This is a genomic window from Granulicella aggregans (assembly GCF_014203275.1).
Lineage (GTDB): Bacteria > Acidobacteriota > Terriglobia > Terriglobales > Acidobacteriaceae > Edaphobacter.
The window spans coordinates 420,696-446,187 of record NZ_JACHIP010000004.1 but is presented as its reverse complement, the minus strand read 5'-3'; the positions used below and the strand labels follow the sequence as shown (position 1 = coordinate 446,187).

General features: G+C 60.7%; 25 protein-coding genes. 15 read left to right on the top strand and 10 right to left on the bottom strand.

Annotated features, from left to right (window positions below; all coding sequences use genetic code 11):
• Positions 1 to 117: 117 nt before the first annotated feature.
• The 7 genes from HDF16_RS15625 (at position 118) to HDF16_RS15595 (ending at position 7,499) form a co-directional block, all read left to right on the top strand.
• Positions 118 to 2,337 (top strand): S9 family peptidase, encoded by a 2,220-nt coding sequence (locus HDF16_RS15625; protein WP_184218205.1) that lies wholly within the window; start codon positions 118 to 120, stop codon positions 2,335 to 2,337.
• A gap of 238 nt (positions 2,338 to 2,575) precedes the next feature.
• Positions 2,576 to 3,232 (top strand): DUF4230 domain-containing protein, encoded by a 657-nt coding sequence (locus HDF16_RS15620; protein ID WP_184218202.1) that lies wholly within the window; start codon positions 2,576 to 2,578, stop codon positions 3,230 to 3,232.
• Between the two features lie 178 nt (positions 3,233 to 3,410).
• Positions 3,411 to 3,695: a hypothetical protein gene (locus tag HDF16_RS15615; protein ID WP_221312789.1), complete on the top strand. Its 285-nt coding sequence runs from the start codon at positions 3,411 to 3,413 to the stop codon at positions 3,693 to 3,695.
• A 43-nt stretch (positions 3,696 to 3,738) separates the two neighbouring features.
• On the top strand, positions 3,739 to 4,776 hold the full coding sequence (locus HDF16_RS15610; RefSeq protein ID WP_184218199.1) for an ACP S-malonyltransferase: 1,038 nt from the start codon (positions 3,739 to 3,741) through the stop codon (positions 4,774 to 4,776).
• A gap of 118 nt (positions 4,777 to 4,894) precedes the next feature.
• Positions 4,895 to 5,371 carry a peroxiredoxin gene (locus HDF16_RS15605; RefSeq protein ID WP_348641331.1) on the top strand — a complete coding sequence of 159 codons (477 nt, stop codon included), beginning with the start codon at positions 4,895 to 4,897 and terminating at the stop codon, positions 5,369 to 5,371.
• Positions 5,372 to 5,375: 4 nt separating this feature from the next.
• Entirely contained in the window at positions 5,376 to 6,095 is a 720-nt protein-coding gene (locus HDF16_RS15600) for a polysaccharide deacetylase family protein (protein ID WP_184218196.1), read from the top strand.
• A gap of 120 nt (positions 6,096 to 6,215) precedes the next feature.
• On the top strand, positions 6,216 to 7,499 hold the full coding sequence (locus HDF16_RS15595) for an MFS transporter (protein ID WP_184218193.1): 1,284 nt from the start codon (positions 6,216 to 6,218) through the stop codon (positions 7,497 to 7,499).
• A gap of 68 nt (positions 7,500 to 7,567) precedes the next feature.
• Here HDF16_RS15595 and HDF16_RS15590 read toward each other — a convergent pair whose 3' ends face one another.
• From HDF16_RS15590 to HDF16_RS15570, 5 genes are all read right to left on the bottom strand, one after another.
• Entirely contained in the window at positions 7,568 to 7,900 is a 333-nt protein-coding gene (locus HDF16_RS15590; protein ID WP_184218190.1) for a hypothetical protein, read from the bottom strand.
• A 221-nt stretch (positions 7,901 to 8,121) separates the two neighbouring features.
• Positions 8,122 to 9,363, bottom strand: coding sequence for a PAS domain-containing protein (locus HDF16_RS15585; protein WP_184218187.1), 1,242 nt, complete (start codon positions 9,361 to 9,363; stop codon positions 8,122 to 8,124).
• Positions 9,364 to 9,481: 118 nt separating this feature from the next.
• Positions 9,482 to 10,774: a glutamate-1-semialdehyde 2,1-aminomutase gene (gene hemL, locus HDF16_RS15580; RefSeq protein ID WP_184218184.1), complete on the bottom strand. Its 1,293-nt coding sequence runs from the start codon at positions 10,772 to 10,774 to the stop codon at positions 9,482 to 9,484.
• Positions 10,775 to 10,796: 22 nt separating this feature from the next.
• Positions 10,797 to 12,251, bottom strand: a complete 1,455-nt coding sequence (locus tag HDF16_RS15575) for a hypothetical protein (RefSeq protein WP_184218182.1) — start codon at positions 12,249 to 12,251, stop codon at positions 10,797 to 10,799.
• Positions 12,248 to 13,471: a hypothetical protein gene (locus HDF16_RS15570; RefSeq protein WP_246409151.1), complete on the bottom strand. Its 1,224-nt coding sequence runs from the start codon at positions 13,469 to 13,471 to the stop codon at positions 12,248 to 12,250. The genes HDF16_RS15575 and HDF16_RS15570 overlap by 4 nt, the downstream gene beginning before the upstream one ends.
• A 316-nt stretch (positions 13,472 to 13,787) precedes the next feature.
• On the opposite strand from HDF16_RS15570, the gene purM reads away from it, so the two are divergent.
• The 4 genes from purM (at position 13,788) to HDF16_RS30705 (ending at position 16,558) form a co-directional block, all read left to right on the top strand.
• A complete protein-coding gene (gene purM, locus HDF16_RS15565) occupies positions 13,788 to 14,903 on the top strand; it encodes a phosphoribosylformylglycinamidine cyclo-ligase (protein ID WP_221312788.1) in 1,116 nt (371 codons plus the stop codon).
• Positions 14,903 to 15,385 (top strand): hypothetical protein, encoded by a 483-nt coding sequence (locus HDF16_RS15560; RefSeq protein WP_221312787.1) that lies wholly within the window; start codon positions 14,903 to 14,905, stop codon positions 15,383 to 15,385. Before purM ends, HDF16_RS15560 begins: the two co-directional genes overlap by 1 nt.
• Positions 15,382 to 15,987 carry a phosphoribosylglycinamide formyltransferase gene (purN, locus tag HDF16_RS15555; protein ID WP_184218177.1) on the top strand — a complete coding sequence of 202 codons (606 nt, stop codon included), beginning with the start codon at positions 15,382 to 15,384 and terminating at the stop codon, positions 15,985 to 15,987. The genes HDF16_RS15560 and purN overlap by 4 nt, the downstream gene beginning before the upstream one ends.
• 409 nt (positions 15,988 to 16,396) lie before the next feature.
• On the top strand, positions 16,397 to 16,558 hold the full coding sequence (locus HDF16_RS30705; RefSeq protein WP_348641330.1) for a hypothetical protein: 162 nt from the start codon (positions 16,397 to 16,399) through the stop codon (positions 16,556 to 16,558).
• Here HDF16_RS30705 and HDF16_RS30700 read toward each other — a convergent pair.
• From HDF16_RS30700 to HDF16_RS15525, 5 genes are all read right to left on the bottom strand, one after another.
• Entirely contained in the window at positions 16,555 to 17,622 is a 1,068-nt protein-coding gene (locus tag HDF16_RS30700; protein ID WP_348641329.1) for a site-2 protease family protein, read from the bottom strand. The two genes, HDF16_RS30705 and HDF16_RS30700, sit on opposite strands and share 4 nt — an antisense overlap.
• A gap of 54 nt (positions 17,623 to 17,676) precedes the next feature.
• Complete coding sequence (locus HDF16_RS15540; protein ID WP_184218175.1) at positions 17,677 to 18,219, bottom strand: hypothetical protein; 543 nt, start codon at positions 18,217 to 18,219, stop codon at positions 17,677 to 17,679.
• Positions 18,220 to 18,380: 161 nt separating this feature from the next.
• The gene (locus tag HDF16_RS15535) at positions 18,381 to 19,592 is read right to left on the bottom strand and encodes a S1C family serine protease (RefSeq protein WP_184218173.1); all 1,212 of its coding nucleotides are present in this window, start codon (positions 19,590 to 19,592) and stop codon (positions 18,381 to 18,383) included.
• Positions 19,593 to 19,610: 18 nt separating this feature from the next.
• Positions 19,611 to 20,279 (bottom strand): dephospho-CoA kinase, encoded by a 669-nt coding sequence (coaE, locus tag HDF16_RS15530; RefSeq protein WP_184218171.1) that lies wholly within the window; start codon positions 20,277 to 20,279, stop codon positions 19,611 to 19,613.
• Between the two features lie 2 nt (positions 20,280 to 20,281).
• On the bottom strand, positions 20,282 to 21,259 hold the full coding sequence (locus tag HDF16_RS15525) for a bifunctional 5,10-methylenetetrahydrofolate dehydrogenase/5,10-methenyltetrahydrofolate cyclohydrolase (protein WP_184218170.1): 978 nt from the start codon (positions 21,257 to 21,259) through the stop codon (positions 20,282 to 20,284).
• A 6-nt stretch (positions 21,260 to 21,265) separates the two neighbouring features.
• Here HDF16_RS15525 and HDF16_RS31865 point away from each other — a divergent pair, with 6 nt between their 5' ends.
• From HDF16_RS31865 to HDF16_RS15510, 4 genes are all read left to right on the top strand, one after another.
• A complete protein-coding gene (locus HDF16_RS31865; RefSeq protein ID WP_432432251.1) occupies positions 21,266 to 21,574 on the top strand; it encodes a Trm112 family protein in 309 nt (102 codons plus the stop codon).
• 287 nt (positions 21,575 to 21,861) lie between these two features.
• Positions 21,862 to 22,113 carry a hypothetical protein gene (locus HDF16_RS15520; RefSeq protein WP_184218169.1) on the top strand — a complete coding sequence of 84 codons (252 nt, stop codon included), beginning with the start codon at positions 21,862 to 21,864 and terminating at the stop codon, positions 22,111 to 22,113.
• Positions 22,114 to 22,183: 70 nt separating this feature from the next.
• On the top strand, positions 22,184 to 24,619 hold the full coding sequence (locus tag HDF16_RS15515) for a patatin-like phospholipase family protein (RefSeq protein ID WP_184218167.1): 2,436 nt from the start codon (positions 22,184 to 22,186) through the stop codon (positions 24,617 to 24,619).
• A gap of 24 nt (positions 24,620 to 24,643) precedes the next feature.
• Positions 24,644 to 25,471 carry a hypothetical protein gene (locus tag HDF16_RS15510; RefSeq protein ID WP_184218165.1) on the top strand — a complete coding sequence of 276 codons (828 nt, stop codon included), beginning with the start codon at positions 24,644 to 24,646 and terminating at the stop codon, positions 25,469 to 25,471.
• The last annotated feature ends 21 nt before the right edge of the window (positions 25,472 to 25,492 follow it).

Here is a 25,492-nt window from a genome sequence, read left to right as displayed (position 1 = left end):
CTTGATTGGTGAAGTTGCCGATTCGATCCGGGGGGCAAGAAAGGGTGAACGGGAGTGGCGGATCGTTTCATCCGAAGCGAGTTTTGGAGCAGCAGCCGTTAGACTTGGATCACTCTTATGAGACGATTTCTTCCTCTTGCCCTGCTACCGGCCGTATTTGCGGTCTCTGTCTTCGCTCAAACGCCTGATCACGCTACTCGCACAGTGGAGTTTGCGAACAGCAACCCGACCGGGAATCTGCCTCGCGGCGGTAGCTGGAGTCCCGATGGGAAGCGGCTGACGTTTATGGCGACGGATGCGAGCGTGGCGGGTGCGGCGGGCGACATTGTTCAGGTCGACGCAGCGACGGGCAAGGCCAGTGTGCTGGCGACGAAGGCGCAGTTGGATGCGTTGACTTCGGATGCAGTCAACGAGAAGGACAAGGACCATCGCGAGCGGTATGGGATGTCGAGCTTTCTTTGGGCGGATGACTCGAAGCACCTGCTGCTGGATAAGGGTGGGAGGCTGTGGCTGTATTCGATCTCGGACGGGGCCGGGACGATGATCGTCGATACCGGCGCAGGATCGGGGAGCGACGCGAAGTTTTCGCCGGATGCGCGATCGGTGTCGTATCTGCGCGGGCACAACCTTTATGTGCATCCGGTTGGGAACAAAGACGGGAATGAGACTGCGCTGACGACGGACGGCAGCGATGCCATGCTGAACGGCGAGGTGGACTGGATCTACCTGGAAGAACTCGACGTACGGAGCAACTACTTCTGGTCGCCGGATTCGAAGGCGATTGCGTACCTGGAGATGGACGAGGCGAAGGTGCCGCAATTCCCTATCGTCGACTGGATTCCAACGCACGCGGGCGTGGATATGCAGCGGTATCCGCAGCCGGGCGATCCGAACCCAGCTGTGCGGGTGGGCGTGGTTTCGGCGAAGGGTGGAGGGACGAAGTTTATCGAGGTTCCGTTCAGCGCGGGGAATGACTCGATTCCTCGATTTGGGTGGGTGGATGCGGAGACAGTCTTTGTTGAGGTGCTGACGCGAGACAACCACAACGAGAATCTTTACTTTGCGGATGTGAAGTCGGGTAAGTCGCGGCTGGTCTATTCGAATACCGACGCGAAGTATCTCGATGAGAACTATGACGTTACATTTCTGCCGCATGGGCGATTTCTGGCTGCGAGCTGGCGGGACGGGCATACACACCTTTACCTGCACAAGTTCGACGAGAAGCATCCTCTGAATGCGGATTCGGTGTTAGAGCGGCAGTTGACCTCGGGCGATTTTGAGGTGGAGGGCTTCGACGGTTTCGACGAGAAGTCTGGGACGGTCTTCTTCACCTCGAATGAGGGAACGCCGCTTGAGAACAACCTGTGGTCGGAGAAGCTGGACGGTACGGGGAAGCGCAAGCTGACGAGCGGCAACGGGGTACATCACGCGATGGTGTCGCCGGATGGGACACACTTCAACGATGAGTTCAGCACGGCGACTACGCCGCCGGTGGCGAGTGTGTGCGCTACGGGTTCGGAGAAGTGCGAGACCTTCTGGCGGTCGAAGACGATTCCGGCGGCGACTGGAGTGACTTCGTCGATCGTCACCCTAATGGCGGCGGATGGGAAGACGAAGCTCTATGGGAAGTTGACGCTTCCGACGAATTCGGCGGTGGGCAGCGTGCCGTTGGTCGTGAATCCTTATGGTGGGCCGCTGCCGACGGCTTCGATCCGCAACGACTGGGGCGGGGGGAATCTTTTCAACGAGCTTATGGGGCAGCATGGATTCGCTGTGCTGGAGGTGGACAACCGGGGCATGGGCGGGCGTGGGAGAGACTTCCAGCAAGCGGCGTATCGGAACTTCGGGCCGGTGCAGTTTTCCGACCAGATGGCGGCGCTGGATCAGACGCTGGCGAAGTATCCGCAGCTCGACGCCAAGCGGATTGGTTGGTGGGGATGGAGTTGGGGCGGTAGTTTCGCGCTCTATGCGATGACGCATACCGACCGGATCAAGGCGGGCGTGGCGGTAGCTCCGGTGACGGACTTCCGGAACTACGATTCGATCTATACGGAGCGATACCTGGGGCTACCCAGCGAAAATGCTGCGGTCTATAACGCCGGGGCGGATGTGGCTGCGGCGAAGAGTCTGAAGGGTCGGGTGCTGATCGCGCATGGGACGGGGGATGACAACGTGCATATTGCGAATACGATCCAGTTCATTCAGCCGCTGATCGATGCGGGGATTCCCTACGATCTACAGCTCTTCCCGAGGAAGACGCATTCGATTGCGGGGATGGAGTCGCGGAGCGAGCTGTTTCATCGGATTCTTTACCAGTTTGAGACGTACTTGAAGTAAGAGCTTTAGTGGAAGAAAACGTACCTCAGCGGCTAAAGCCGCACGGCGAAAGCATGGCTGAAGCCATGCCCTTAAATTCTTGGTGCGTAGCCAAGCGGCCAGCAGAGCTCAGTCGGCAGGAAGTGCAGCCGCCTTGGTGCATTGCGGAGACTGCATTTTGGCATCGCGTACTCTGGAGCAAGCATGCAGTCCGGGCTGCATCTAAAAGAGGGTGAATACTCCTTATGATAGTGAGACGATGACCACGCAATACAAGTCGGGGCGCAGTTCCGGGGGCGGGGGCGGATTCTTCCTGTTTCTCTTTGCTCTGGTGTTGGGCGGAGTCGCTCTGGCGCTGTTCATCCGCCACGCTACGGCTGGGCCCATGGCGAAGGTTGCAGCGCTGATCGCCGGCCGGACGACGACGATCGACACCTCGGTACCGGCGGTGGTCGAGAAGATTCAGCGGCTCAGTCGGTTGGAGACGGTCGTTTACTCGCTGGACACGGTGGTCGAAGGCAACAAGACAAACTCGGTGCTTCCGGATGTTCTGGTCGGCGATAAGCTGCTGTTGATCGTGCATGGGCAATCGGTTGCTGGGATCGATCTGGCGCAGTTGAAGCCTGAGGACGTAAAGATCGACTCTGCCGCGCAGAGCATTCATGTGACGCTGCCGGCTTCGCAACTCTTCGTGACGACGCTCGATAATCAACACACGCGCGTCTACCAGCGAACGACCGGCCTGCTGGTGGCGGCGGACCAGAATCTGGAGTCCGACACGCGGGCCAAGGCACAGGATCAATTGCAGCAGGCGGCGCTTTCAGACGGCATTCTTGATGCGGCGCGGAAGAACGCACGGGCAACCGTGACGGTGCTGCTCTATTCGCTGGGATTCCAAAAGGTGGATGTGAACTAATTCCGCTTTTGGGCTATGGCGCATCTGATGTTGAGGGCGCAGCGTTATTTGTGTTGAAGAATTCCGAAACGCATCGGAACATACAGACACCTTTAACAAGGGCAGCCTTGCCCCGGCACGGTTACCTGGAGAGGACTCCGAGATGGAAAGCTGCTGCCAAGTTGTACCTGGAGACGATATGATCCTTGGCATGAGGTCCCCTAAGACACGCCGGCTGTTTGGCAAAAAGTTCGGCAGAAAGATTGAGGCTGTTCCTGTGACCCTCCCCCTGCCGTTCGAGAAAGAATCTACGCTGTTCAAGACTGTCGGCTGGGTCTCTGCCGGACTGGGCGCGGTGGCGCTCGGGCTGGTAGTTGGCAACGAAATCCGCCAGCGCTACAAGTTCAATCGCCGCACGCCGTATGACAACTACGGTCACTCGGCTGATATGTCTTACGACATGGACTCGGGTCTCGGGGTCTAGGGACGCCAGCAAATGTAACCGGGTCGCGGTATCATCGACTTCGATGAATGCGATGAAATTGGCCTATCTCTTCCCTGGCCAGGGCACGCAGATCGTGGGCATGGGCCGCGATCTGTACGAAAAGTTTCCGGCTGCGCGTGCGGTATTCGACGAGGCCGATGGAACTCTCGGCTTTTCTTTGTCAAAGCTGTGCTTCGAAGGTCCGCAGGAGACGCTGAACCTTACAGAGAATACTCAGCCGGCGATTCTTACTGTCTCGGTCGCTGCCGAGCGCGTATTGACGCCCTTGCTGGCAGAGCATGGCATCACGGCGTCGTTTGCCGCTGGACATTCGCTTGGTGAGTACAGCGCGCATGTAGCAGCAGGCACTTTCAGCTTCGCGGATGCGGTTCGCACTGTTCACAAACGCGGTCGGTTTATGCAGGAGTCGGTGCCGGCGGGCGAAGGCGGCATGGCCGCGATCCTTGGGCTGGCTGAGCCAGTCATCAACGACTGCTGCGTTCGCGCCTCCGACGAGTTGACGGAACCAGCCGCGATGAATCCGGCCGATCCAATCCAGCGGGCCGAATCTCCGAACAGCGCCGTAGTGGCGCCGGCGAATCTGAACTCGCCTGACCAGACCGTCATCTCCGGAAATCTCGCTGCGGTGGAGCGGGCGGCTGCTCTGTGCAAAGAGGCGGGAGCGAAGCGGACGGTGATGCTGAAGGTGAGCGCTCCGTTCCATTGCGCGTTGATGGCTCCGGCGCAGCGGCAGTTGATGGTCCATCTCGAGGGCGTGGCCTTCCATGATGCGAAGTTCCCGATCGCCTGCAACGTGGATGCGCGGATGATCTATCGCGAATCGAACTCCCGCGACTGCCTGGTGCGGCAGGTGACGGGCGCGGTGCGATGGGTGGAGTGCGTACAGTTGCTGGTGCAGCAGGGCGCGACACACTTCGTAGAGATTGGGCCGGGCAAGGTGTTGAACGGACTGCTGCGGAAGATCGACGCTGAGAAGATTGGATTGAATGTTGAGGATGCGGAGTCGCTGGAGAAGACGATTGCGGCGCTGACGACTCCTGCTGAAGCTGTGGCCGGGTAGAACGGACTGATTGGGCAGAAAGATTAGAGCGGATTGGGCATGATGAGCGATCTCGGGATCTTTCGACTTCGCGCTACGCTCAGGATGACGGAATTTACAGCAACGATTTTGGAGAATAATGATGCAGGCAGGCGATCTGGTAGAAGATTTTACGTTGCAGAATCAGGATGGCGAGGACGTCTCGCTTAGCCAGTTCAAGGACAAGCCCGTGGTGCTGTTCTTTTATCCGCGCGCGGACACGCCGGGATGCACCATCGAGGCTTGCGGGTTCCGCGACACCTTCGAGAAGCTGCAGGCTGCGGGAGCGGTGGTGCTGGGGATCTCGCGCGATACGGTGAAGGCGCAGAAGAAATTTCAAACCAAGTACGAGCTTCCGTATGCTCTGCTGGCAGATCCGGATATGGTGCTGATCCAGCGCTACGACCTCCTGAAGAACAAGAGCATGTACGGCAAACTGGTGAAGGGTGTGGAGCGTTCGACGTTCGTCATTGGGCCGGACAAGGGTGAAGGCCAGCGGCTGCTGCATGTGTACTCCAAGGTGAAGCCCGAGGGCCACGCTGAAGAGGTACTGGCGCTGCTGGAGAAGGCGAAGTAACGCCATGGTGACCCTCACGAACGCGGCGGAAGTTGCGGCGGTCGCGGGGCTTGCTGTCGGCGGGTGGTTCTATGCGGCGCTTTATCCGACATCGCAGATCTTTGGACGCGTAGTGATCGCGGGCAATGATCCCGGCGAGATTGCTCTGACGTATGACGATGGGCCAAACCCGCTGGCGACACCGAAGCTGTTGGACACGCTGGCGAGGGAGAATGTGACGGCGACGTTCTTCCTGATTGGTGACTGGGTGAAGCGTGAGCCAGCATTAGTGCGGGAGATCGCCGCGGCGGGACATACGATCGGCAACCATACGATGACGCATCCGTGGCTCTCGTACTGCGGGGCGGAGCGGGTCCGCAGAGAGATCAGGGACTCGAAGGCGATCATCGAAGACACGATTGGAGCGCAGATCAGGCTGTTTCGGCCGCCGCACGGGGCGCGGAAGCCGGTGGTCTTTGAAGTGGCGCGCGAGCTTAGGTTGGCGACGGTGAACTGGAACGTCTTGACCTATGACTGGCTCCCGCAGCAGCAACCGCAGCGCATGGTCGAGTGGGTGCGGACGGGCGTGAAGCGGAACCGGGCTCGGGGCCGGGGGACGAACGTGTTGATGCATGATGGCGGACTAGGCCAGCCGAGGATGCATAGCGTGATCGCGACCGAGACGATCATTGCGGATGCGAAGGCGTTGGGGATGAAGTTCGTCACTCCGCAGGTCTGGGTGTAATGCCACTACTTCCCGCTGCGCGCGGGGCGGTCACTTCGTGACTTGTATACCGCTTCGCGTGGGCACCGATTTATTTTGCGGCGTTGTGGCTTCGCTGTCGATCTAAACTGGCTAGCGACCATGTCTACAACCCCAACCACTCCGGCGGCGATGCCTGAACCTCTCTCAATGGGCGCGGTGCTGCGCATCCCTGTGATGCGCCGTCTCTGGTATGCGCAGATCGTCTCGAACTTCGGCGACTTCCTTGCTCTGTTTGCGGTCATAGGCTATCTGACCTTCACCGCTCATGCGAATCCGCAGCAGATTACTGGCGTACAGATCGCGTACCAGCTGCCGATCGCGGTACTGGGGATTCTGGCCGGTGTGTTCGTCGACCGCTGGCCGCTCAAACCAACGATGATCGCGAGCGATCTCTCGCGGTCGGTACTTTGCCTGCTGTTGCTGCTGGCGCACAACATCTGGGGTTTCTACGCGGTTCTGGCTGCGATCAGCGTGGTCTCGAGCTTCTTCAGCCCCGCTCAAGGAGTGGCGATCCGCTCGGCTGTGCCTTTGCATGGTTTGCGCGCGGCGAATGCGTTGATGCAACAGGTGCTGTTCCTGGCGAGGATTGCAGGGCCGGCAGTCGCGGCGGCCCTGGTATCCACCTTTGGCGCGAACATCTGCTATTGGGCCGATGCTGCCAGCTTCGTGGCGTCCGCCTGCCTGATCGCCACGGTGGCGCTCTCGCGACCCGCGGAGGCGATGGCGGCGGCGGTGCTCGATCCCGCGGATAAGGCAGCGGAGCAGAAGGGCGTCGCGAAGGTCTGGGCGGACATGAAGCAGGGTGTGGACTTCATTGTGCATCATGCGGGACTGCTCTTCGTGATCCTGGCACTGGCTTCGGGAATGTTTGTGCTGGGATGCTTTGGGCCGCTGATCGCAGTCTATGTCCGCGATATTCTCCATGGTTCGACGAGGGTATTCGGTGCCGCGAGTGCCATGATCGGGCTCGGGATACTGATCGGCATCAACGTGCTGAATGCCTTTGGCAAAGGGATGAAGAATACGGTGCTGGTCTACTCTGGCCTGAGCGGAATCGCGGCCGGGCTGCTGATCCTGACGTCGGTCGGCTTCGTGTGGACGACGATCGTTGGCAATCTCATCATCGGCTTCTCAGTGGCGGGGATTATCATTCCCGCGCAGACGATGATCCAGCAGGAGACGCCGCCGGCGTTGATGGGACGGGTCGGGTCGACCGTGATGTCGACTGTGTTTACAGGGCAGATTCTGGGGCTGATAGCGAGCGGTCTCCTGGCGCAGTATGTGGGCGTGCGGCAGGTCTTTGCGATTTGCGCCGGGCTGCTGGTGGTGCTGATCTTTATCGGCAAGTTATGGATGGAGCCGAAGGGCGAGGCGGCAGCGTAAAGCTAAGAGCAATCGATGACGAAGAAGGCCGCCTACTCGGGCGGCCTTCTTCGTCTTTCATAGATCGATTAGCGGACGCGGGCGTTGTGCTTGTCGCGATAGATGCGCTTCGACTCTTTATTCTGCTGACGGTTGATGGTCTTGCGATCCTGCCTGGTCAGGTGCCCGTTGTCCTGGGCGCGCATGCCGCGCTCTTCCTTGTTGATGCCAGCTTCCTGGTGCTCGATATGCCCGGTCTCGCGAGCGGTAAGTTGTCCACTCTTCACGCCGTTGCCGATGCGCTGCTGCTGGTCGGCCTTGCGCTGGTTGATGGTGGGCTGGGCGGGAGCCGGGGTCTGCGCAAAGGTACAGACGGGAGCGAGGATAAGTGCTGCAGCGAGGAGAGAGTGCTTGAAGTTCATCGGATTGGCCTCCGTATTATTGCGGCGCTTGGATCATGCTGCGACCGCTTACGAAGGGAATAGACACGATGGTTCGAGGTGTGTTGCGGCAATCGCAAAAAGTATATTTTTGTCGTTTGACGCAACTGTTCGTGAAGGATGGGGTAGCGAGGCTGTGTCTTTTGTCTCCCGACGGCACAGGCAGATTGCAGGTCAGACGGGTAGGAGCGTAGTAGCTTGGCTCAACCGGCGGGGGCATTCTTTGATTCAACATCGATCGAAAATCGCTCTTTGTGGGTCGCAGCCGCCGTGTAGAGAAGCATACGAATCGACCGGATGATGCGCCCCTGTCTTCCGATGAGCCTTCCAAGATCGCTCTTTGCTACTCGGAGGATGAACTGAGTTCCAGCGGCTTCGGGAACAACCTCCAGCTCGATCTCCGATGGAAACTCCGCTAACAGGTTTGCGGTTGCTGCAACAAAGGTGGTGACGGACGGTGGGAGTGAATCCAAATCACTGCTTGGGTCACTGGTCGGAAATAGATTGCGAGGGAGAGTCGTCACGGCTTCATTCTTCTCGGAGGTAATGTCCAGTTTCAGGCCCGTGACGCGGGAAGGACGGCCGTTTTCGTCATAGACACAGCGTCCTCTGGACTGAATCCAGCGATAGGAGTCGTCTGCCTGGCGAACGCGATAGTCGACGGAGAAGTCCTTTCCGGTTGCGATGCAGGCCATGACAGCATTATTGAGAACATCGATATCTTCCGGATGGAGCAAACGCTCATAGGCTCGATGCGGCGCTCCGGCTGCGGCGGCCTTTGGATCAATTCCATACAAGCTGGCTATCGTCTCATCGCCGAAGACAACGTTGTCTCTGAGGTGCCAGTCCCAGACCCCCACGCATCGGTTCACAGAGAGCGCCATCCGCAATCGCGCATCGGATTCAGCGAGAGCACGCATGGCCAGGACGTTTTCTGATATGTCTTCAAGCGTCCTAAAGATGCCAGCGACTTGTCCGTCTTCGTAGATCGGGCTCAGGGAATAATTGACGAAGACATCGACTGATCTGCCGTCTCTCCGGAACCCGTATGGGACGCTTTCGCCGTGAAAGGATTGTCCCGAATCCATCACAGATCTAAAGCGCTCCTGCTCTACCTTTGACCAGAACGGGCCCCACAGCGCTTCGACGGACAGCCCAAGGACTGCCGGTGGCTTTGCGCCCATCATCCGCAGGCTGGGGTCGTTGCAGATAAAGATCAGCTGTGGCCCCCAATAGACCGCCGCAGGGATCGGCGAACTAAGGACCACATTGACTACGGCGAGGAGAGTAGGCGACCACTTGTCGATAGAGCCAAGCGGCGATGTCTCCCACGCGAAGGAGCGTATCTCTTCCGCCATCTCGCCAATACCATAGATATGGCTGGAGGCAGCGCGCCGCGACCCCGCTTCCTCCACATCACGATCGAAACGACCGGTATTTTCCATGCCATCAATACTGCCTGCGCGTAAAGTGGCTGGCAAGTTTTTCCCGAAGATTTCAGAGATGTTCAACTCGCATCACTTACGCGAGGAGGTAAACGTAGGGTTTGACTGCTCCGGACCCCTAGAGACTTAGGGCCTCCCTTGCGGCTTGGAGGATGAGGTCTACTTCGGCGGCGCTGTGGGCAGTGCCTACGAAGGCGGCTTCGTATTGGGATGGGGGTAGCCACACTCCGGCGTCGAGCATGGCGCGGTGGAACTTCGCGAAGGCGGCGGTGTCGGAGGTTGCGGCGGTATCGAAGTTCGTGACCGGCGTGCCCGTAAAGAACCAGGTGAACATGCTGCCGATTCGGTTGGTGGTGAGCTTCACGCCTGCGTCTTCGGCGAGGGCGGCTACTCCGTTGGCGATAGCAGCGGTGATGGTGTCGATCTGCGGGTAGATTGTGTCCTTGTGGGCGATGAGGTGCTTCAGCGTAGCTATGCCTGCGGCCATGGCGAGGGGGTTGCCGCTGAGTGTTCCGGCCTGGTAGACGGGACCTAACGGGGCGAGAAAATTGACGATTTCAGCGCGGCCGCCAAAGGCTCCGCAAGGCAGGCCTCCGCCGACGATCTTTCCGAGCGTGGTGAGGTCGGGGGTGATGCCGTAGAGGCTCTGCGCGCCTCCTAGAGAAAGCCGGAAGCCGGTCATGACCTCGTCGAAGATGAGCAGAGCGCCGTGCTCGTGGGTGAGGGTGCGGAGGCCTTCGAGGTAGCCGGGCGCGGGTGGGATGGTGCCGGCGTTGCCGACGACCGGCTCGACGATGATGCAGGCGATCGCGCCGGGATGATTGGCGAAGGCGAGGCGGACGGCGTCGAGATCGTTGTAGGGCAGAGCGAGGGTGTGCATCGCGGTCTCTTCAGGGACGCCCGCCGAGCCGGGGATGCCGAAGGTTGCGACTCCCGAACCTGCCTTGACGAGCAGCGCGTCGGAGTGGCCGTGGTAGCAGCCCTCGAACTTGATGACAAACTTGCGACCGGTGTATCCGCGGGCGAGTCGGATGGCGGACATGCAGGCTTCGGTGCCGGAGGAGACGAAGCGGAGGCGTTCTACCGAGGGAAAGCATTTTGTAACCAGCTCGGCGAGGTCGGCTTCGCCAGCGTGGGACGCGCCAAAGCTAGCGGACTTTGCGGCGGCGGTATGGATGGCTTCGACGGCGGGCGGGAAGGCGTGGCCAAGGATCATGGGACCCCAGGAGCCGAACATGTCGAGATATTTGTTGCCGTCGGCGTCGTAAAGGTACGCGCCTTCGGCGTGGGTGACGAAGGGCGGGTCGCCACCGACGGCGCGGAAGGCACGGACGGGGGAGTCGACGCCGCCGGGGAGGAAAGATTCGGCACGGAGCTGGAGGGCGCGGGAGTTGGTGGTGAGGCGCGGCATGAACCCAGTATAGGGAATCAGGCTACTGCACTGTCGCGTCGAAGACTCCGGTTTCGATGGTGATGCCATGCTTCATCTGGATGATGACGCGGTAGGCACCGGGGGTGGGGAAGCCGTAGGGGAAGTCGACTGCGGGCGGCGTCGGGCCGGTGGACATGCCTTCCATTGCGCCCATGCTGCCGTTGGCGATGTCGAGCGCCGCCATCGCGGCGGAGCCTTCGGGATGGGTGTGGGCGAAGACGGTGCCGTCGTCTTTTACGAAGGCGGCGTGGCCCGTCATGCCCATGTACGGCTGCATGTCTTTGGCTGGCGTGCCGTCTGGTGCGAGGAGGCGGAAGTGCAGGCTGTAGGCGGTGCTCGCGGTCAGGTTGGCCGGCTTGTCCCAGACCATGATGCAGCCGTCGGGGAGCTTGTAGCTCGCGCCAAGTGGGCCGGAGGAGATGGGGGCGGGTGTGGCAGAGGCGTCGTCGGGGCCGGCGGGTGTGGCGGCGAGGCCAGCGGGGACGTCGATGGTACTGACCAGCGTCTCGGGGAATCCGTTGGCGTGGACTACGTCGCCGTAGAGCTTGTAGGTGCCGGGAGGCATGACAGGCAGCGACATGCGGAAGTCGCCGCTTGATACCAGTTCGGGGTGGAGATGGAAGACGGCGTCCATCTGCGGTTGGCGGATCGCGTAGAGGTGCATCAGGTGGTTGTGGTCAGGGAGGAAGTCGGAGTTGGAGCGGTCGTTTCCGCTATAGTCGGCGGAGTAGCTGGTGCGGAAGGGCTTGACGGTCAGGTCAAGCTGGTCGCCGGAGAGCTTAGCCTGAGTGACGAGCGGGTGGTAGATGTCTTCGCTGTAGTCGGCGGCTTCTACGTTCCACCACTTCGCTCCCTCGTAGACGAGGAAGACCATGACGGCGAGGCTGGCGGCGAGGGCGATGAGGCCTCGGCGGCGGAGCGATGGCGTAGGTGTGGCTCCGGGAGCGAGGCGTGATTCGCGGATGGCGGCGGCTACGACTCCCGCCATGGAGACGACCAGAAAAACACCAAGGAGAGCGAGCGGGATGCCGAGGCTGCGCTCCATCTTGAGGGTCGAGAGCGCGACTGCGGGGACAGGGATGGAGGTGGCCTGGTGGCCGCTGGGGCCGTCGATGGCGAAGCGGACCTGCCAGGAGCCGGAGGCCATGAGCCAGACTCCGCCGGTGTAGAAGTTGGGGTCGGTGTCGGAACGCTTGAGGATGTCAGCGGTAGGCGGATGGCTGGCGGCCTCGCCGGTGAGGGGAGTGGGCGTGATGGAGAGAGTCGTGATGGGAGCGCCGGTGGCGCGGACTTCGACTGTTGCGACGCCGGGGATGACGACAGGCGGGCGGATGGTGATGAAGAGCTTGTAGGGGCCAGCGGAGACCTGCTCGAAGACGTCTTTGCTGCCGAGGTGGGCGTGGGCAGGCGGCACAGCGATAAGCGCGAACAGGAGAAGCAGCCAGAGCCGCTTCATCGCTGCACCGTCTTCATCCAGCCACCGAAGCGGAGGCCGGCCCAGGTGCCAATCATGCCGTAGACGCTGGCCCAGGCGAGGGCCTTGGCAAGCACGATGCCGGTGGCGGGGTGATAGAAGAGGCGCAGGCGGGAGAAGTTATCGGCGCGGGCGTAGTAGCCGAAGTAGCCGGTGCCGAAGAAACGGTTCTCGCTGGCCTTCGAGAGCAGGAAGTTGGCGAAGGACCACTCCACCGCGACCAACAGGCCGGTGAAGACGATGCCGGAGACGATAGCGATCTGCCACGCCTTCCAGTTGCGGGTGCGCTGCCAGAGGAGATCGAGCGCGAGGGCGGGAACGATGAGCAGCACCGGGAAGTTCGCCGGCACCATGTGCGTGACCGGGTAGTAGACCGGGCCGAGCTTCGGCGTGGCTGGAAAGAGCGGGAGGATGAGGATCTCCGCGATGGTAAAGGCCATGTAGAGAGCAGCTGTGATGGTCGAAGCCCAGGGATGGCCGGAGGCGCGGGCGATCAGCGCGAAGACGATCGGCATGGCAATGCCCATGGTGATGTACGCGAGGCGGGAGTGGAGTTGCACGTTGGCGGTGAACTCGAAGAGGAAAAACATCTGGCCGACGACCATGAGCCCGCCGAGGTAGAGGAAGAGACCGCGGAGGCTGAGGTAGCTGGACTCGCTTCGAGCGTCGGCGTGGGCACGGTTCATCGCGGCGAGGATGAGGAACATGATGCCTACGGCGACTCCGCGGATGCCGAGGATGAGCAGCGTGTGCGGCGGGCTGACGATCTTCACATCGAGACCGTAGGCCGCGTGCCACCAGTTGTCGAAGGGCGCGGAGACGATCATGGCGATGCCGCCCCAAGCGGCGATGAACGCTCCGAGGGGAGCGCGGAAGCCGAGGACGTTGACGGAGACATCTTTCAGGGCGGCTGACTTGCCGAAGGTGGTCGCGAAGATCAGATAGCCGCAGATGACGGCGGCGATCACCCCGCAGGCGTAGATCGCCATATGCGCGGGCGTGAGAAAGGAGTCGCGACCGATGGAGCGATGCCAGGAGACATCCCACGCACCGCCGATGGACGCGGAGGTGACAGCCGCAACGCCGAACCAGATGTACCAGGGGACGGAGGCCGTGCGGCGCGTGGCGATTGCTCGAGGCGAAGTGGCGGCTGCGTATTCGGACGCGCCTGCTGGATGAACGGAACCGACGGAGGTAGACATGCTGGGTGCCTCGTAATCAGTGAAATTTGGGGCCCGCGCTGGCCTTTATCGTATACCTGCCGCTCATGCGGAAGCAGACTGCGACTGGCGCGGTGCACGGTTGTGGCGGCACATCCGATTCCGGCATTGACTCGTATACGAGACACCCAGGGGATAAGTTCATTGCGAATTGCGGCGCAAGCCATTGAAAGACCGGAAGCGCGAGCGTATTTCCGGGGATTTGACGGACTACTTTTACAAGTTTCCAGCTCCCTCCCTGCTAGACTTGAGCTTCCTTACACACGCGGTTCGCGAACATTTGAGAGGTAAAGCTCCCTTGCCGGACGAGACAATTTCAGCCCTTCCTGAGGCCCTCCCGCCTTCTGAGTCGCATGATGCTGCACCGAAGACGCGCAGCAAAGCTGCGTCTGTAAGCTATGCCGATGCCGGCGTGGATATCACCAGCGGTGAACGGAGCAAGCAGCGCATTAAGATGCTTGCCCGGAAGACGTTTAACAAGCAGGTCCTGTCGGAGATTGGCGGATTTGGCGGGCTGTTTGCGCTGGATCTCGAGAAGTTTCCGCAGCCGGTGCTGGTCTCCTCGACCGATGGCGTCGGAACGAAGTTGAAGGTCGCCTTCGAGCTCGGCATCCACCATACCGTCGGGCAGGATCTTGTGAACCACTGCGTGAACGACATCGCGGTGCAGGGCGCAACGCCGCTGTTCTTCCTCGACTACCTGGCGACGGGCAAGCTGGCGGACATGACTGTCGAGACGGTCGTTCAGGGCATCAGCGAGGCCTGTCGCGCCAATGGCTGCGCCCTGATTGGCGGCGAGACGGCGCAGATGCCGGGCTTCTATGGCGATGGCGAGTATGACCTTGCAGGGACGATCATCGGCGCGGTGAATCGCGACAAGATCATTACGGGAGCGAATATTCAGATTGGCGATGTGCTGCTGGGGCTGCCTTCGAACGGGCTGCATACCAATGGCTACTCGCTGGCGCGGAAGCTGCTGTTTGAGGTGGCGAAGTACGGCCCCGATCAATACGTCAATGAGTTGAAGGACAAGACCGGCGCGGCGCTGATGCGGACGCACCGCAGCTATCTGGGCGTGATCAAGAAGCTGACGGCGGCGGAAGTTGTAAGCGGGATGGCGCACATCACCGGTGGAGGCATCACGGACAACCTGCCTCGGATTATTCCGAAGGGCATGGGCGCGGTGGTCGACCTGGCGAGTTGGACGGTGCCCCCTCTGTTTGAACATCTGCAGCAGCTTGGCAATGTGGACCAGGACGAGATGATGCGGACGTTCAACATGGGCATCGGGCTGATCTGCGTGATTCCGGCGGAGCTGGTGAAGAAGACCAAGGCGATTCTGAATCGGGCGAATGAGCGGCACTGCATTATTGGAAGGATTGTTCGGGGCGAGCGGAAGGTGACGTACAACTGATGCATCCGGCATCGATATCTGGGGTAGTCCCAATCGACCGGATGCGTGCCGAAGATGAAGAAGAGCAAGCCCTCCTTCATGCACTCTTTGAGAAAGCGAAGCAGTTCTTAATCAGCCATGAGTGGTGCTTCGGCGTAGGCGAAGCATACTTCGGCGACGGAATAGGCGGAGTCATTGGGATATTCCTCTTAGAGTTGGCACCAGTATCTGACAACGTCGATCAGTGGCTATGGGTAATAGTCGGTGACATACCCTCGGCTTATCTCGTGGTCGACGAGTGTCCAACGCCTGTTGAAGCTTTAGAGACCTACATAGAGCTCATGCGCGAGTGGGTTGCATTGGCTTATGAAGGTAAGGCATCTCCTGAAGTTTTTCCGGTCGTAGCTGCACCGACGCCTGAACATGCGGAAATGCTTGATGGACGACTTAAGACGTTTGAAAACTGGATCGAAACGGAATCGTTAGGAAGAAGATCACATTGAAAAAACTAGGTATTCTCCTCTCCGGACGTGGTTCTAACTTTCTCGCGATTGCCAATGCGATCCGGCTTGAAACCATCAAAGATGCTGAAATCGCGGTAGTGCTCTCGAACAAGGAAGATGCACCGGGGCTCGCGGTTGCGCGGGAGATGGGTATTCTTGCAATCGCTATTCCCTCCGCAGGCAAAAATCGCGCGGAGCACGATGCCGCGATGATCTCGGAGTTGCAGGCCAACAACGTCGATCTGGTCTGCTTGGCGGGGTATATGCGGATCATCTCGCCGGAGTTTGTGGCGGCGTTTCCGGACCGGATTCTGAATGTTCATCCTTCGCTGCTGCCGTCGTTTCCGGGACTTGAGGCGCAGACGCAGGCGCTGGAGTTTGGCGCGAAGGTGGCTGGATGCACGGTCCACTTTGTGGATGAGCACGTGGACCACGGGGTGATCGTGCTGCAGAAGACGGTGGCTGTGGAGGATGACGATACGGCGGAGACGCTGTCGGGGCGGATCCTTGAGCAGGAGCACCTGGCGTATCCGGAGGCGATTTCGCGGGTGGTGAGCGGGGAGTATCGCATCTTGGGACGGCGGTACTTGAAGGCCACCTAACGGGTGATAGAGCGCAGGAATGGCGATGGTAGGCTATCGCTACGGAGTCTGCCATGGCCACCACAGCACTGATCTCTCTCGCTGCGTACATGCAAACCACGTACCGGCCCGATCGTGAATACATCGATGGAGAAGTGCGGGAGCGCAATGTCGGCGAGTGGGAACATGTACGGCTTTTGGCTCTATTTGCAGGCTGGTTCGGTTCGCAAGAGACGAATTGGAGCGTAGTGTCTGCGATTGCGTGGCGCACGCAGGTCTCTGAGACCCGGGTGCGGGTTCCGGATTTGGTGTTGGTGAAGATAGGGCCGCAACCGGATGTGTTGGTCTATGCTGCGGCACTTATTGTTGAGATTCTTTCCCTGACGATACCTACGCGGACACCCAGGAGCGCGCCGCGGACTATCGCCGCATGGGTGTCCATACGGTCTGGATCATCGACCCGAAGACACGCACAGGGCGCTACTGCGTCGATGACTCTTGGACGGCGGCTGAGCGGCTGATTGTTCCTGGCACGCCAGTCTTCGCCGATCTCAACGATCTGTTTGCGAAGCTCGACCGCAAGCAGTCCTAGAACTGCCGCCCGTGGGTCTCGGGCACAGCGAACATGAGTGCTCCTAGAAGGAAGAGCAGCAGCATGTAGCGCACCATGGTGGGGGTGCTGGGCTTCTCCGGGGCAAAGCCGGTGAAGGTGCGCCACGCCATGCCGCCCGCGATGAAGAGGAAGACACCTTCGTGCAGGATGGCGTAGAAGACAATCGCCGCGACGAGGATGAGGCCGCGCTGGGTGCGGTTGAGGGCGTGGGTGGCCTGGGCTCCGTCGAGACCGAGGAGGGGCACCAAGTTGATGAGATTGATCCAGGCACCGGTGTACGCGAGCGCGGCCCATAGGGAGTTGGTGGTCTCGGCCTCCTGCGGGCCGATTGCACCTCCGCGAGCGAAGTAGACTCCCGCGCAGACTGCGGCGGCGAGCAGACCGAAGAAAGGGCCGGCGAGGGCGATCGCTGAGAGGGTGTCGAGATCGACGCCCATGCTATACCAGCGGACGTAGGCTCCGAGACCGGGGAGAAAGACTGGCAGATCGACCTTCAAGCCTCGGCGGCGAGCGGCGACGTAGTGGCCGAACTCGTGGATCATGATGGAAAGCGTGAAGCCGAGGCCGAACTTCCATCCAAAGATAGCCCAGTAGAGGCCGAAGAACGCGAAGAAGCTGAGCAGGAATTTGAACTTGAAGATGACGAAGATGAGCGACTTCGCCTTGGCCAGGAAGAAGACGATCGGGGCGAGTGGGCCGAGGCGGCGAGTCCACTTGGCTTTGCTTTCTTCGGCGGCTTTGCCGCGATCGTCGATCGCCTGGATGCGGGCTTCGATGCCTTCGACCTGCTTGGTTCCGGCGGGAATCCATTCCAGCATGGAGGTCCAGGTGGCGCGGGCTTCGGCCCACTTCTGCTGCTGCTCCTGCTGGGTCGCTATCGATGCGAGCAGGCGCAGGTGGCTGGAGTAGACGATAGTCTGGCAGTCCGGGCAGGCGAGGGTACCTTCGGGCAGCCAGTGGCTGCACTGCGGGCAGTTGTGGATGGGCTCGGGTGTGGCGACAGTCGGATTGGGTGGAACGGAAGATGCTGTGGCTTCAATCACGGAGTTCGGCAGAAAAGGCCTCTGGCTCTATGTTATCCGTTTCTCAGCGGCTGGCTACTGCGGAAGACGTCGGTCAGCAGTCATGCGCCAGGCGAAGCGGATGCCGATGAATAGGATGAAGAGGCCGATAAGGCCACTGCCGACGTTCCGTTGAAGCCTCAGAATGGGCGACGCGATGCCGTACTCAGCAAGCGCGAACATCCCACGGGCACCAATATGAGATAGGTCGGCACCTTTTTTGTGAAAGGCCCAGAGTATCTCGGGAACTGCAGCCATCGACACCCCGATGTAAGTGAGCACGGCGGAGGCGATCTGGAACTTTCGACCGCCCAGTCCCTGCGTCGCGTGAAGCATCGCCTTGCCTACGAGATAACCTACGCCGACGGCGAAGTAGCCGATCACGATGTTTGTGAGGATCGTAAACGCGGCGTAGAGAATGCTGCCGACGATGGCGGCTGCAATGCCATAGGTGATGGCGTGGACAAAACGGACGTGGTCGGCACGTTCTTCGAATGTCTCGACGTCGCCGCTGACGATCTGGTCGGGATGCTGGCCGACATATTCAGCTTTGTCGAAATCGGGCAGGTTGGAGGACATCAGTTTTCCTTCGCGTGCAGGGTGAGTTTCGCGAAGGATAGCATCGCTGCCCGTAAGGCTAGCAATAAAGATTCGGTAGAGGCAGGTGTCCTGCCGGACGGGCCCGCTGCTCGCGGGGCGGTCACTTCGTGACTCGTATACCGCTTCGCGTGGCAAAAACTTTAGGTTTGCTGGCCGGGGGCGGCTGCGTCCTTCGCATCGCTGAGCGTTACCTTGATCTCCATCTTTTTCTGTCCGCGAAAGATCGTCAGCGTCATGACGTCGCCGGCACGGTGCGAGTTGATGGCGGCGGAGAGGTCCTGCGCGTTGGTGATGTCCTGCCCGTCGGCTGCGACGATAAGGTCGCCACCCAGCATGACGGGCGTGTTGCCCTGGTAGACACGCTGGGTTCCACCTTTGAGGCCAGCTTTCTCGGCTGCGCCGCCCGGGACGACCCTCTGGACGATGACGCCATAGTCGGCGGGCAGGCCGATCTGCTGGGCTACGTCGGGGCCGATGGGGAAGATGACGACGTCGAGCGACGGACGGCGCACGCGGCCATACTTTTCGAAGTCGGAGAGGACCTGCTTGGCGGTGTCGATGGGGATGGCGAATCCGATGCCGGAGGACTGGTCGGCGCCGTTGCTGGCGATCAGGGTGGTGATGCCGATGACCTCGCCGCGGGAGTTGAGCAGCGGGCCGCCCGAGTTGCCGGGGTTCACCGAGGCGTCGGTCTGGATAGCGTCTTCGATGGGGTTGCCCTGCGGGCCTTTGATTGACCGGATAGCTGAGATGATGCCGCGGGTCATCGTCCCGCTGAGGCCGAAGGGATTTCCGATCGCATAGACGCGCTGGCCAACGATGAGGCCGGTGGAATCCGACAGCGTCGCCGGGACAAGATTCGGAGCATCGATCTGGAGTAGGGCGAGATCATGATTCTTGTCGACGACGACGACGCGGGCCTTGTACTTGTGCTTGTCGGAGAGAGTGACTTCGACGCGCTGGGCGTTGTCGATGACGTGGTTGTTGGTGAGGATGTGGCCCTGCTTGTCGAGGATGAAGCCGGAACCCTGGCCCTGCTGGGGTACGGAACCGTAGAAGAAGTCGAAGGCGACGGCGGTGCTGGTGATGTTGACTACCGACGAGAGCGCCTTCTTGTAGACGGCGATGTTCTGCTGCTCTTCTGTGTCGAAGGAGGGAGCGGCGGAGGCTTCGGTGAGCTCGAAGGTGCCATTCGGGCCGGTGGCGCTGGCGGTGCGGGTGGCGTCCGGTTCAGGGATGTTCAACGCACGATGAACCATGGGAGCGAACGCGCCGCTGGAAACGAAGTGCGTGGTGACGTAATAGAAACCCGAAAGCAGCAACAGAACCAGCAGAACGCGGCGCAATTTCATGGCTTTATTGTAGCGATTTTAGGGGTTGGTTGAGTTTTGGGCGGCTACGAGCAACAGGGGCCAGAGTTGGTCAACCTGCCATTCGAGTTCGGTAAGCGCGCCCTTGTTGGTCAGCACGTAGTCGCAGAGCGACGCCTTCTGTTCGTCGGGGATTTGCTGGGCGATGCGGCGGTGTGCTTCGGCCTCGAGCGCCGCGTGCTCCGTGTCGGGGAGCTGCCGTCCAGCAGCGGTGCGGGCGATGAAGCGGGCGATGCGGAGCTCTTCCGGTGCAGTGATGAGGATCAGCTTATCGAAACGTCTGCGCCAGCCGTCTTCGCCGCCAAACTTTGTCTCGAAGATGAGCGCGGATTCGACGATGACAATCGCGTGAGGATCGCGGGCGAAGATGGCGTCACACAGTACGGTCTGCCGATCGATCGTCGCTGGATGGACGATGGAGTTCAGTTCCTCAACGCGGCCACCCGAGAAGGCGAGCTTCGCCAGAGCAGGGCGGTTCAAGGTGCCATCCGAGAGCAGAATGCCCGGGCCGAAGCTGGCTACGATGGCGTCGAAGACGGCCTCACCGGGCTGCATCAGCAAACGGGCAATCTCGTCGGCGCTGAGAATGTGAGCGCCAAGCGCCGCGAAGAGGGAGGCGGCGGTCGACTTGCCACTGCCCAGCCCCCCTGTCAGCCCGACGCGGAGCACCTCTAGGCCTTCTTGGCTGGCAGACCGCGGCGCAATTTTGCAGCGGTTACCGTGTTCTGCATCAGCATGGCGATGGTGAGAGCTCCGACACCACCGGGTACAGGCGTGTAGGCTCCTGAGACCTTGAAAGCTGCCGGGTGGATGTCACCGACTACAACCGATCCGCGCTTGGCGAAGGCCTCGAGACGGGTTGGATCGTCGCCGAAGAAGTCCTGGACCTCCGCCGGTTCAGTTACGCGGCTGATGCCGACGTCGATGAGCACAGCACCGGGCTTGACCATGTCCTTCGTCACGAAACCGGGACGACCGATGGCTGCGACCAGGATGTCCGCACTCCGGGTGAAGCTGGCGAGGTCCTTCGTCTTGCTGTGGCAGACGGTCACCGTCGCCGAGGCGTTGATGAGCATCACGGCGGCGGGCTTGCCCACGATGTCGGAACGGCCCAGCACTACGGCATTTTTGCCCGCAACGGGAAGGTTGCTGCGCTTCAGAATCTGCATGATGCCGGCGGGCGTGCAGGGCGCGAGGCCGGGCTGGCCGCTCTGCAGGCGACCGGCGTTGATGGGATGGAAACCGTCTACGTCCTTTTCCGGTACGACGGAGTCCAGCACGCGGCGGGTGTCTACATGCTTTGGCAGCGGAAGCTGGATGAGGATACCGTCGATCTCGTCGCGGGCGTTCAGGCTGGCGACCATGGCCAAGAGCTCTTCGGTGGTGATCGATGCTGGCGGCGTCGCCATCTCGCTGTAGATGCCGAGCTCGCCGCAGGTCTTTACCTTGCTTCGGACGTAGATTTGCGAGGCGGGGTCTTCGCCGACCAGGATGACGGCGAGACCGGGCTTGATGCCCTGGGCCGCAAGCTCCTGCACTTCGACGCCGACTTCGGACTTGATCGAACCGGCGATGGCTACTCCATCTAGAAGGAGAGGAGTGGATGGAGTATCAACGCTTGAAGGGCTCAACTGTTCAGAAAGGCTCATGTGTGTATGGTATCGCGACAGGGTCGAGCACTTCAGAGCGGGTTCTACAATAACGGGATGACCGCATCCATCGGCAGGCAGGAGTCGCGACTTCGGTCGCTTGATCAGCATCTGACCGGCCTGCTTCGCTGTCCGGTCTGCCGGGGATCGCTTGCGGTCACAGATCTCCCGCCTCACCAACGGATCACCTGCCTGCAGTGCGGACGCTGCTATCCCGTCTTGGACGACCTTCCGGTTCTTATACCGGGGAGGGCGTCTCTCAACCCTCCGGCAACCCCAGACCCATCCCCAACGGACGATACCGCATCACACTGAGGGTTGAGCGTTACGAAATTGCTCTTCGATCGCGATGAATGCTTCCCGCTTCTCAAGAGGGGAGGCGATTCTCCCGATATGCACTCCAATAAGTACGTTACGGGCCTCGTCGCCGGTAAAGGGGGCTGCGTCTATCGAAGCTTTTCCATCTTTGGCAAGTTCAGCACATGAAACTTCCAACCCGTCAAAATCCCTCTACCAGAGCTGCAATCCGAACCCGACTAAACGCTCGTACACCTATAGCCGGAACAGGCGAACACAAAATATTCTTCCCAGAGGCGACCCATATGGCACATCTCCCCGCTTCGATCACCATTGAAAAGTTCCCCACTACAGAGCTGTCCGAACTCCGAGAAGAATTGTTGCAGGCGGGACTGGACTCCCGGCAGTCTGCGGAGCTGATAAGTAGCTTTCTCACGATTCGCGGATACGGCGTATCCCTTGACGAAGCCTCAAAAGCAGTAACTGGTCATGAGGTCTTATTTGGGCCTCTGCAGCGGATGCAGGAGACCCTAGAGAGGGTCGCAGTGCTGATGTAGAGAGCTGGGCGGGATCGACCTGGATGGGCAGGCACTGGCAGAGTCCATCAAGATTCTCTAACGTCTGAGGATGGGTTCTTTTCTCTCGCCTGCACCGGCTCGATGGCTGACAGGTTGCCAGTACCTGATTTTCTTCGCATGTACCTGGGCATCGTTCGCGTGCGCTCAAGGACAAAACGCGCCGACTCCTGTTACAGCACAGCCCACTCCCAGTTCGGCTAGTTCGGCTGCGTCTGCGACCGGTGAAAAGCACGATACGCCAGCGAACCCTTCATCTCGGCAGGCGGGACCGGCTGCGCAGGGGGGTTCGACCAAAGCGGCTGCGGGTGGCGTTTCTTCTCCGCCATCCACCGCTGCTGCCCTTCCCCCTGTAAAGCCAGTTGGCCGGCCATCGATCGGGCTTGCTCTGGGAGGCGGCGGAGCTCCAGCGATGAGCGAGATCGGCGCGCTCGAGTGGTTCGAAGAGCACCACATCCCCGTCGACATGATTGCTGGAACCAGCATGGGCTGCATGGTGGGTGCCCTCTACTCTTCCGGAAAGACTATCGACGATTTGAAGCGCGTAATGGACGATGGAGTCTTTAACTCTGTCTTCCGCTTCCAGTCTTCCTTCCAGAGCCGCAGTTTCCGTCGCCGCGAGGACAGCCGCGACCTGCCCAATGCGCTGACGATTGGATTGCGACACGGCGTCTCCTTCCGTAACTCGCTGCTGACTGATCAAGGGCTGAACGCCTTCCTGGATCGACAGTTCCTGCGCTACTCCGACCAGACCGACTTCAACTCAATGCCTATCCCGCTGCGCTGCCTGGCCACCGACCTCAACGACGCCAAGACGGTGACGTTTGCGCGGGGCTCGCTTCCCGACGCGGTGCGGGCGTCAGTATCGCTGCCGGGGATCTATCGGCCCTTTGCGATGAATGGCCATGAGTACGTCGACGGCGGTGTGCTCGAGAATCTTCCCACCCAGACGATTCACACCATGAAGGCCGATGTGGTGCTGGCGGTCAGTCTCCCGCTCTCGCCCGTCGGCAAGGGGGACCTCGACTCCATCGTCGGCGTGCTGCAGCGCAGTTTTTCCGTCGCGATCGAAGACAGCGAGGCACGCTCGCGCAAGCTGGCCGACGTTGTGATGACACCGGATATCTCGGGCTTCGGAGCGGCGGATTATCTGAAGACGATTGACTTGGCGAAGCGGGGATACGCCGCCGCTGAGGCGCAGAAGGCGGCGCTACTGAAGTACACTCTGCCGGACGACCAGTGGGCCGACTACGTGGCCGAACGTCAAGCTCGACGGCGAGGACCGGCGGGAACCATTCTGCGGGTTCGGGTGAAGTCACCGAACAAAGACCTGACCCGCGCCGTGGAGCGCAGCTTTCAGCCGCTGATCGGGCAGCCAGTCAACACCACCAAGATCGATGGACTGCTGGACGAAGTTCGCGGCGACGGGCGCTATGACGCGGACTATAGCGTGAGCTACGACCCCGCATCGGAGACGCAGCCGAGCATCCTGGTCACAGTGGCGGACAAGAAGATGGGGCCGCCGTTTCTGCTGGTGGGCGCGAACGTCGAAGCGCAAACCGGCGGCGTCACGCGAGCAACGCTGGAAGGTATCCTGCTCGACCAGGACCTGGGCGGATATGGCTCTGAGCTGCGCACGCATATTAAGGCGGGCTTCCTGACCGAGTTGAACAGCGAGTACTACCGGGCGCTGCCTGCCTTCGGAACCTCGCACAGTGGGAGGCTCTTCGCCGCACCACGCATCGACCTGTTGCGTGAGCCGTTCTACATCTACCAGAACCAGCGTCGTATCGCTGAGCGCCAACTGGAGAACGGCGGAGGCGGGGTCGACATTGGATGGAGCAACAAGGGCAGCCGCGAGTTCCGCCTGGGATGGGAGATGGCAGGAATTCGCTGGGAGAGTGTCGTTGGCACGGACGGGCGGCCGGACATCTCGGGGTCGATGCAGCGCGTGCGAGCGCAGTACATCTACGACAATGAAGACCGGGCACTGGTGCCGCAGTTCGGTCTGCACTCGGTCACGCGCGTGGGGTATCTCTACAACGCTACCGAGAGCGAGAACGCTCCGGAGATCACGACCAACAATACCTATGCTCACCAGGTGGGGAAGAACCTCTTCGTGATGGGCGGGCAGGCGGGGACCCTCTTTAACAGGAATGTCGCGGAGCCGTTTCGGTTTACGCTGGGCGGGCCGTTGAAGCTTTCGGCCAGCGCCATCGATGAGTATCGCGGGACGGACTACTACCTGCTCCAGCCGTCGTTCCTACGCCGCATCGCAACGCTGCCACCGCCGCTGGGGCAGAGCATCTACCTCGGGCTTTCGTACGAAGCTGGGCAGATGTACGCTCCGCATACGCCGACGATCACGCGGCAGAATGTCCTCTTTGGCATCGTCGCGGAGACACCGCTGGGGATCGTCACGCTGGCACCGGCGATCGGGGATGGTGGACACCGGAAGTTTGTATTTACACTGGGCCGGTTCTTCTAAAAGCAGATGCGGATGGAGGCGCCGATGAAGACCGTCAAGCTGATCTCCTTCCATCCCGACGTATCGGGCCATGCTGCCCTGCTCAAGCAACCCGGTGCCACCGTGGACTCTGCGCCGTTGGTTCGCACCTCCGCCGTGGTCGGCGAGATGGCGAACCTTAATCCAGCCGCCCTCGTGCTCGATCTCGACAAACTCCCCTCCAACTCGCGCGAGATTGCTCTCATGCTCCGTGCAAGCAAATTGGCGCGGCACATCCCCATCCTCTTCGCCGGGAAGCTTTCGCCGGATGCCGATGGCTCGCTGCCCGACAAGTTCGCTCGCCTCCGGTCTGAACTTCCCGACATTCCCTACACCACGTGGCCTGACGCGGCGAAGGCTCTTGGCGCGCTACTTAGATCTCCGGCTACCAGGCCACCCATCGTCCCGGCCCAACGCACCTACACGGCATCGCTTCCTCAGAAGCTCGGCATCCTCTCCGTCTCAGACAAATCAAAACCGAAGCCGAAGCAGATCGCACTGCTGGCTGCGCCCGACGAGTTCCCTGCTCTGCTCGGCGACCTTCCGGAGACGGTCTCGTTCACGACTCGCATCGGCGCGAACACCCACCTCGCCATCTGCTTTGTCCGCTCGCTGGGTGACCTTCCCGGCCTCTTCGACCTTCTGACCTACAACCTTCCGGAAGGCGCCTCCGCGTGGGTGGTCTATCCCAAGGGCGCTCCGAAGCAGCAGCGCGAGCTCAATGAGAACGACGTGCGCAAAATTGGCCTCGCTTCTGGCCTTGTGGACTACAAGATCTGCTCCATTGACGGCAACTGGTCGGCGATCAAGTTTGCGCGGCGCAAGAAGGGTTGACTGCCGGTCATCGCCGAGCTG

Excerpts from the sequence above, each read along its gene's own strand:
- HDF16_RS15625 (WP_184218205.1), top strand. The coding sequence starts at position 118 with ATGAGACGATTTCTTCCTCTTGCCCTGCTACCGGCCGTATTTGCGGTC.
- HDF16_RS15620 (WP_184218202.1), top strand. The coding sequence starts at position 2,576 with ATGACCACGCAATACAAGTCGGGGCGCAGTTCCGGGGGCGGGGGCGGA.
- HDF16_RS15615 (WP_221312789.1), top strand. The coding sequence starts at position 3,411 with ATGATCCTTGGCATGAGGTCCCCTAAGACACGCCGGCTGTTTGGCAAA.
- HDF16_RS15610 (WP_184218199.1), top strand. The coding sequence starts at position 3,739 with ATGAATGCGATGAAATTGGCCTATCTCTTCCCTGGCCAGGGCACGCAG.
- HDF16_RS15605 (WP_348641331.1), top strand. The coding sequence starts at position 4,895 with ATGATGCAGGCAGGCGATCTGGTAGAAGATTTTACGTTGCAGAATCAG.
- HDF16_RS15600 (WP_184218196.1), top strand. The coding sequence starts at position 5,376 with ATGGTGACCCTCACGAACGCGGCGGAAGTTGCGGCGGTCGCGGGGCTT.
- HDF16_RS15595 (WP_184218193.1), top strand. The coding sequence starts at position 6,216 with ATGTCTACAACCCCAACCACTCCGGCGGCGATGCCTGAACCTCTCTCA.
- HDF16_RS15590 (WP_184218190.1), bottom strand. The coding sequence starts at position 7,900 with ATGAACTTCAAGCACTCTCTCCTCGCTGCAGCACTTATCCTCGCTCCC.
- HDF16_RS15585 (WP_184218187.1), bottom strand. The coding sequence starts at position 9,363 with ATGGAAAATACCGGTCGTTTCGATCGTGATGTGGAGGAAGCGGGGTCG.
- hemL (WP_184218184.1), bottom strand. The coding sequence starts at position 10,774 with ATGCCGCGCCTCACCACCAACTCCCGCGCCCTCCAGCTCCGTGCCGAA.
- HDF16_RS15575 (WP_184218182.1), bottom strand. The coding sequence starts at position 12,251 with ATGAAGCGGCTCTGGCTGCTTCTCCTGTTCGCGCTTATCGCTGTGCCG.
- HDF16_RS15570 (WP_246409151.1), bottom strand. The coding sequence starts at position 13,471 with ATGTCTACCTCCGTCGGTTCCGTTCATCCAGCAGGCGCGTCCGAATAC.
- HDF16_RS15560 (WP_221312787.1), top strand. The coding sequence starts at position 14,903 with ATGCATCCGGCATCGATATCTGGGGTAGTCCCAATCGACCGGATGCGT.
- HDF16_RS30705 (WP_348641330.1), top strand. The coding sequence starts at position 16,397 with ATGGGTGTCCATACGGTCTGGATCATCGACCCGAAGACACGCACAGGG.
- HDF16_RS15540 (WP_184218175.1), bottom strand. The coding sequence starts at position 18,219 with ATGTCCTCCAACCTGCCCGATTTCGACAAAGCTGAATATGTCGGCCAG.
- HDF16_RS15535 (WP_184218173.1), bottom strand. The coding sequence starts at position 19,592 with ATGAAATTGCGCCGCGTTCTGCTGGTTCTGTTGCTGCTTTCGGGTTTC.
- HDF16_RS15525 (WP_184218170.1), bottom strand. The coding sequence starts at position 21,259 with ATGAGCCTTTCTGAACAGTTGAGCCCTTCAAGCGTTGATACTCCATCC.
- HDF16_RS31865 (WP_432432251.1), top strand. The coding sequence starts at position 21,266 with ATGGTATCGCGACAGGGTCGAGCACTTCAGAGCGGGTTCTACAATAAC.
- HDF16_RS15520 (WP_184218169.1), top strand. The coding sequence starts at position 21,862 with ATGGCACATCTCCCCGCTTCGATCACCATTGAAAAGTTCCCCACTACA.
- HDF16_RS15515 (WP_184218167.1), top strand. The coding sequence starts at position 22,184 with ATGGGTTCTTTTCTCTCGCCTGCACCGGCTCGATGGCTGACAGGTTGC.
- HDF16_RS15510 (WP_184218165.1), top strand. The coding sequence starts at position 24,644 with ATGAAGACCGTCAAGCTGATCTCCTTCCATCCCGACGTATCGGGCCAT.